This is a genomic window from Pelagerythrobacter marensis, from assembly GCF_001028625.1.
GTDB classification, from domain to species: domain Bacteria; phylum Pseudomonadota; class Alphaproteobacteria; order Sphingomonadales; family Sphingomonadaceae; genus Pelagerythrobacter; species Pelagerythrobacter marensis.
The window spans coordinates 1831170-1837500 of record NZ_CP011805.1; the positions used below are offsets into that span (position 1 = coordinate 1831170).

A 6331-nucleotide genomic window follows, 5' to 3' on the forward strand; every position below is an offset into this window, starting at 1 on the left:
GCCTTTCACGAAGGGGTCGTGGCGCTCGGCCGACCCGGGTTTGCATTGAGGGGTTTGATCCGCGGGCACAGGATGAACACCGATGCCACGGTAAGGATCGCCAGCGCTGCGCCGACCGCGAATGCGGGGGCGTAGCTGTCGACAGTGATGATCGGGATCAGGAAGTTGAGCCCGACGACCGCCAGCTTGGCCGCCGTTCCGGCAAAACCGGCCAGCGTGCCGACCGACTTGCCGCTGTAGAAATCGCTCGGCAGCGTCTGGATATTGCCGACCGCCGTCTGGAACCCGAACAGGATCGCCGCCATCAGCAGCACGGCGACCAGCGGCGTCGCAGCCTGGATCGTCAGCAGCAGCGAAACGAGCATGATCGCCCCGCCCAGCGCAATCACGCCCTTGCGGGTGCGATTGACCGTCCAGCCGGCCTTGATCCGGTTCTGGGCCAGGATGCCCCCGAACCATGCCCCGAACATCGCGCCGACATAGGGGACCCAGGCGTAGAGCCCGATCTCGGCCACGCCGAAGCCGTATGTTTCAGACAGATAGAGCGGCAGCCAGGCAACAAAGAGCCACCAGATCGGATCGAGGAAGAAGGAGGCGAGGATTACGCCCCAGCTTTCCTTGCGCGAGAGGATTTGCCCGGTCGAAGGCGCATAGGTGGCGACTTCATTGGTTTCCAGATCGCGCTGTCCGGTCAGGATATAGTCGCGCTCTTCCGCGCTCAGCCACGGATGGCTGTCCGGCCCGCTCTTGTACACGATCAACCAGGGGACCAGCCACAGGAAGCCGAGCGCGCCGATGGCGATGAAGGTCGCCTGCCACGATTCGAGGAAGACGAAGAGATAGGCGACGACCGGGGCCGATACGATCCCGCCGATCGCGGCGCCCGAATTGAAGATGCCCTGCGCCAGTGCGCGCTCGCGGATCGGGAACCATTCGGCATTGGCCTTGGTCGCGCCGGGCCAGTTGCCGGCTTCAGACACGCCCAGCAGCGCGCGGAACAGCGCGAAGCTGAACAGGCCGCGGGCGAAGGCGTGCAGGACCGTCGCCGCCGACCAGACGACGATCGACAGGACGAAACCCAGCCGGGTGCCGACCCAGTCGAAGATCTTGCCGAACAGCGTCTGGCCGAAGGCGTAGGCGAACGTGAAGACGTTGAGGATGATCGCATAGTCGAGCTTGCTCATCCCCAGGTCCTGCGAGATCTCGGGCCAGAGCAGGCCGAGCGCACCGCGGTCGATGTAATTGATCACGGTGGCCACGGCGACGAGCGCGACGATGGTCCAGCGAAAGCGATTGCGAAGCATGGTCAGCCCTCCTCGCCCAGGAAATCGGCACGCGCCGGGTTGAAGGTGTCGAGCAGGCAGCCCGCTTCGAGGCAGAGAGCCCCGTGGTCGAGGAACGGCGCGACGTAGAACGCATCGCCCGCCTCCAGCTCGCGCTCATCCCCGTCGATGGTGACACGGAAGCGGCCGCTTTCGACGTAGGACGACTGGCTATGGGGGTGCGAATGGATGTGGCCGATCGCGCCTTCCTCGAACCAGACGCGGCAGACCATCAAATCGGGACCGTAGCCGAGCATCTGACGGCGAATGCCGGGATCGACCTCGTCGATCCTCTCTTCCGCAGCGCGGGTAAACGCCGCCGAACTGCGCTGAATATCCTGGTGCATTTCAGTTCCCTCCACGCCCGATCTCTACGATCGCGGCGAAACCCGTCCACGCGAGCTGCTGCCCGTCGATTGTCGCCCGGTGCCGTGCGGCCGGATCGGCATCGTGCGACACCGCCAGGGCGACCTGCCCGCCGTCTTTCAGCGTCAGGACCACGATGTCCTTCCCGCCCTGTCGGTGATGGCGCATGGCGGCGACGCGGCTGCGGCTGGCGACCGTCTGTTCCGCCGCGCCATCGTAGCGCCCGTGGCTTTCCAGCAGGGTGGCGAAGGTCGTCCCGCCCGCACCTTCGCGGCGCAGCAGGATCAGCGGTTCGCGCCGCAAGTTGAATTCGGGGTCGTTGGCCCCGACCTGGCCCAGGATCGCCTGGGTCGCGCCGTCTGTGGCGAAACGATAAGTGTAGAAACGCCCGTCGAGCAGCCAGGTCAGCGCCCCGTCGCCCGCGTCGGGCCGGCCGGTCGCATCGACCCAGACATGCTGATACCCGTGATCTTCCCCCAGCACCGGGCGCGCGGCGACGTGGCTTTCGACCGGGAAGCCCAGTTCGATCACCGCGCCCTGGTAATGGAGCGGCAGATCGTAGGAATGCGGCGCATCGCTTTCTGCCGTGACGAGATCGAACACCACCGGGCTTTCCAGCCCCGGCACATCGGCCATCACCAGCGTGCGGACGATCCCCACCCCCGTATAGGCGCCATCGACGCGCGCGCTGGTAACCTGCAGGCCGGGTTCGTCCGAGAAATGGAGCTGTTCGGGCGCGACCGCGCTGGCCGGTTTGACCTTGCCGTCGAAGTGGCTGCGCCGGTCGACCACCAGCGCATTGTGCGCGACGGTCTGCTTGGCCCAGGTCTCGTTCTCGGGCAGGTAGCGCCCGCCCTGCTTGGCCTCGATATTGAGGAACCGCGCCGCGCCGTAATCGCGCACGATCTCGTGCCCGTTGTCGTAAAGCTGCCAGCTGAGCTTGTCGAAATGGCCGTGGCCCATGCCTTGCGACGAATTCTTCGCCACCAGCGCGGTGTGCCGCGGCCCCTCGCCTTCGCGCAGGATCGCAACCGCGCCCTGTTCGCCCTGCGGCCCGTCGCGCAGCAGCATGGAGCGGAACGGAAACGGCTCCGCCCGGCCGGCGGCCAGATCGGCCGCGACCAACTGACCCGCCGGGGTCAGGACCGTGCGATCCTGCATCTGTGCGATCGACAGCAGGGCCGGATCGCGGGTCTGGGCATAGGCGATGGCAATGCCGTGGTAGAGTTCCTCGGTCCGCAGGCTCTTGTCCTTCATCGCATCGTTGAAGGGGAAGAAGTAGCCGCCGTAAGTAAGCTGGACCGTGGTGCGCAGCGCCTTCAGCAGAATGCCGTCGCGATGTTCGAAGATGCGGCGATCGGGGTCGTTGCGCGCGATCGCGTCGGCAAAGACCATGAACGGCATCAGGGCGTAACGCTGATAATACGGGCCTTCGGCATAATATCCGTCGGGCGAGAACAACAGCTCGGTCTGGCGCAGGAACCCGGCTTCGCCGCTCTTGTCCGATCCCAGCAGCGCGCGGTCTACCATGTCCCGGTCGCCCAGCAGGTACCCGGTCATCCCGACCCCGGCGGTCGCCCAGGTCGCGTGGTTGTGGATCCGGTCGAACGTGCTTTGCGATTCGACCGAAAGGAAATGCGCAGCGGGGCGAAATACCCGGCTGTCGATCCGCTCGCGGTCGGCGGCGGTCAGCGTGTCGCGGATCTCGGCATAGCCCTGCACTGCGTGGACCAGCCAGACCGCATCGTTGAGCACCTGCCAGAACAGGCGGCCCGAATACTGGTTACTGCGCGCCGGATGCTCGCCGAGCGTGGGGTAGAGATCGGCATAGGCCAGCAGCATTTCGCGCACATAGTCCGCGTAGGGCCGATCCCCCGTGATGCGGTAAAGCTGCCCGGCCAGCAGGATCGCGCGATAATTGCGCTTGTGCTGTTCGTGGGTGTAGCCGCCGCCCGGATCGCGCGGCTGGGGCACGACCACGCCGGCTTCCATCATCTCGCCGACAAAGGCGCGCGCGCGCGCAAATTCGTCGGCATAGAGGGGCGGCATATTTTCACCGACCGGGCTGGCTTCGGCAGCGGCCTGCGCATGCAGCGGCGCACCGGATGCGGTCAGCGCCAGCGCGAGCGCCAGTGCGGAGACAGGGGCAGTCGCCAGCGAAGCGGCGCGGCGCAACAGGCGGCTCACGGACGCTTCCCTTCGACCGTTTCGTTGTTCTCCAGCTCCACCCGCGGCGCGCCCGGATGGACCAGTTCGCGCACGATCGGCTCGGCTGTCCCGACGAAGCGATTGTCGGTTATCGCGGTTTCGGGCGTGCCCACGGTATGCTCGACGATCATCGGGGCGGAACCATCGAAAGTATTGCGCGCGATCCTGGCCCTCTGCACGCCGTGGAGAAGGATCGAGGCGCGGCTGCCTTCTGCCGCGACGTGGCCAACGTTGGAAAACGTATTGCCGGCAACAGTGACGAAGGGGCCGAACGTGCTTTCGTCCGTGCCGCCGCGATAGACGGAAGCGACCGGGCCGCCCACGTCGGCGAATGTACTGTCGACCATATCGAGATACTCGACGTTATATCGGCCGAAATCGTCGGTTTCCGATTCCGCCGAAACGACCGTTCCGGTGATGTCGGAAAAGGCGCTGCGCCGAATGGAGACCCGATCGGCCAGCGCGCCCTTGCCGATCACGAACACGCTGAATGACTTGTTGACGACGAGGTTGCGCACCGCGACCCCCTCGAACTCCACCCGGAAGTTCTTCTGGATCGGAAAGGCGCTCGTGCGAATAACCGCATTGCCGACCGAATCGGGCGCCAGCGAGCCATCGATTTCCAGATCCGTCAGTTGCAGATTGCCGCCATCCTGCAGTTCCAGCAGCGAAGGCCGGGTGAAACGGATGGTTGCCCCAGCCCCTTCGCCGGATTTCGCGCCGCGGATCGCAAGGGTCCTGTCGACCGCGATCACGCGATTGGCGATATATTCACCCGGCTCCAGCATCAGGACGTCACCGGACCCGGCCGCCGCGACGGCCTGCCCCAGCGTATCCTCGCCCGGCATCACACGGGTGACGACCCCCGAAGCGCCGAAGGCCTCGTCTTCGCCTGGCTTCGGATACCAGTCCACGCCAACATCGGAGAGTGCGATCGGCGCAAGATCGCGCGGCGCGCCGACATCGGCCAGGCTGGGATCGACCGGATAGAGCAGCCCGTTCGCGCCCCGCTCCATCTCCGTTGCGACCTTGCGCAGGCTCGCCGCAGCGCTGTGCACTTTGCCCTCAACAACGGCATTGTCGTCGAACGCGATACCCGAAATATCGGCATCGACCTCGATGAACGTCCCTTCGTCCAGGCCGCTCAACAGATTGCCGCTGAAGACTGAGTTGATCGGCGGTGCGGAACGTTCCTCATCCGCACCCGCGCCCAGCGTCACGCGCGCGCTGTCGACCACCGTGTTGCGCGAAATCCTGGCGTTATCGACCTGGACGTAGCGATTGACCGGCGAGTTCGGGACCCCGTTCATAACGGTCAGCGCGCTCGAAAACCCGTTCCCGCGCAGCCCTTCCATATAATTGAAACGCACCGTCTGGTTGCGATTGATGACGCGGATACCGCCGGTGTAATCCTTGCCCCCGCCCAGGAAGACGTTCCGCTCAACCAGCGTATCGTCCCCGTGGCGCAGGGTCAGCGTCCCGCGCGAGCGCAGGAACAGGTTGCCGCGATAGACATTGCCGTTCGACTTGTTGGAGATGATCTCCACCTCGCCGTCGCACCGGTCGAACACGTTGTTCTCGACGATAGTGCCCGAACGAAACATCGAGTACTTGCTGGTCCCGATACGGATCGTTTCGCCGCCATTGGACCCCAGAACGGGACGCGGGCCGAAATAATTGTGATCGATCCGATGATCGTTTTCACGATTTTCGGGTGCATCCAGTCGCACCGCCAGCGTGACGCCCTGATTGGTCTTGCCGACCAGATGGTTGTGATCGAACCGGTTGTTCCGCCCGTAGATCCCGACCCAGTAATCGGATTCGAACCGGTCGGGCTTGTTGAACCGGTCAATGACGACCTGGGTCACGCGAGCATTGCGCGCGACATCGTCCTTGCTGCGGCGGAAGGAGATGACTTCACCGCGCGGGCTGTAGCCATCGCGGAAAACCAGGCCGGACACGACGATGTGTTCGCCGCCGATGCGCAGACTGGACTGGCCTGTCAGGAAGACGGCGCCGGGTTCTTCCGCGACCACCGAAATGGGTTCCGACGCGGTGCCCTTGCCGGTCACCACCATATCGAAATCGCGCCACTCGCCCTTGGCCAGCACGATAACATCGCCGGCATCGGCCTGCGATACCGCCTTGGCATATTCCTGCTGGTTTAGAACCTGATAGCGCTCAGCCTTTAGCGGCACCGCCGCGGCCGAAACAATCAGCAGCCCTAGGCCGATTCGCCCGAACATCATCATCCCCTCGCCCATATTTATTGGGCCCGAGTATAGGGGTCATGACGATGCTGTCAATCAATGTGGCATGTGCAACGGGGAATTTTCTGTAATACCAATTTGACTAGCTCATGCGCGCGGCGACGAGAAACCTCTCGCGGCTCTGCGACGCGCGTTGCTGGACCTCTTCCAGCGCCATGCGCTCCG

The 6331-nt window shown here is 64.6% G+C and carries 5 protein-coding genes (1 of these 5 running past the window's edge); all 5 read right to left on the reverse strand.

Annotated features, from left to right (window positions below):
- Positions 1 to 5: 5 nt before the first annotated feature.
- Positions 6 to 1304 carry an MFS transporter gene (locus tag AM2010_RS08760; RefSeq protein WP_047806747.1) on the reverse strand — a complete coding sequence of 433 codons (1299 nt, stop codon included), beginning with the start codon at positions 1302 to 1304 and terminating at the stop codon, positions 6 to 8.
- 2 nt (positions 1305 to 1306) lie between these two features.
- Complete coding sequence (locus AM2010_RS08765; protein WP_201784069.1) at positions 1307 to 1669, reverse strand: cupin domain-containing protein; 363 nt, start codon at positions 1667 to 1669, stop codon at positions 1307 to 1309.
- 1 nt (position 1670) lies between these two features.
- Positions 1671 to 3875 carry a heparinase II/III domain-containing protein gene (locus AM2010_RS08770; protein WP_236699491.1) on the reverse strand — a complete coding sequence of 735 codons (2205 nt, stop codon included), beginning with the start codon at positions 3873 to 3875 and terminating at the stop codon, positions 1671 to 1673.
- Positions 3872 to 6145, reverse strand: a complete 2274-nt coding sequence (locus tag AM2010_RS08775) for a polysaccharide lyase 6 family protein (RefSeq protein WP_160325591.1) — start codon at positions 6143 to 6145, stop codon at positions 3872 to 3874. Before AM2010_RS08775 ends, AM2010_RS08770 begins: the two co-directional genes overlap by 4 nt.
- A gap of 103 nt (positions 6146 to 6248) precedes the next feature.
- Positions 6249 to 6331 carry the final stretch of a FadR/GntR family transcriptional regulator gene (locus AM2010_RS08780; RefSeq protein ID WP_047806748.1) on the reverse strand. Its footprint extends 658 nt past the window's final position, so the window shows 83 of its 741 coding nt (coding positions 659–741); the start codon falls outside the window, past its right edge — the gene reads right to left on this strand; it ends in the stop codon at positions 6249 to 6251.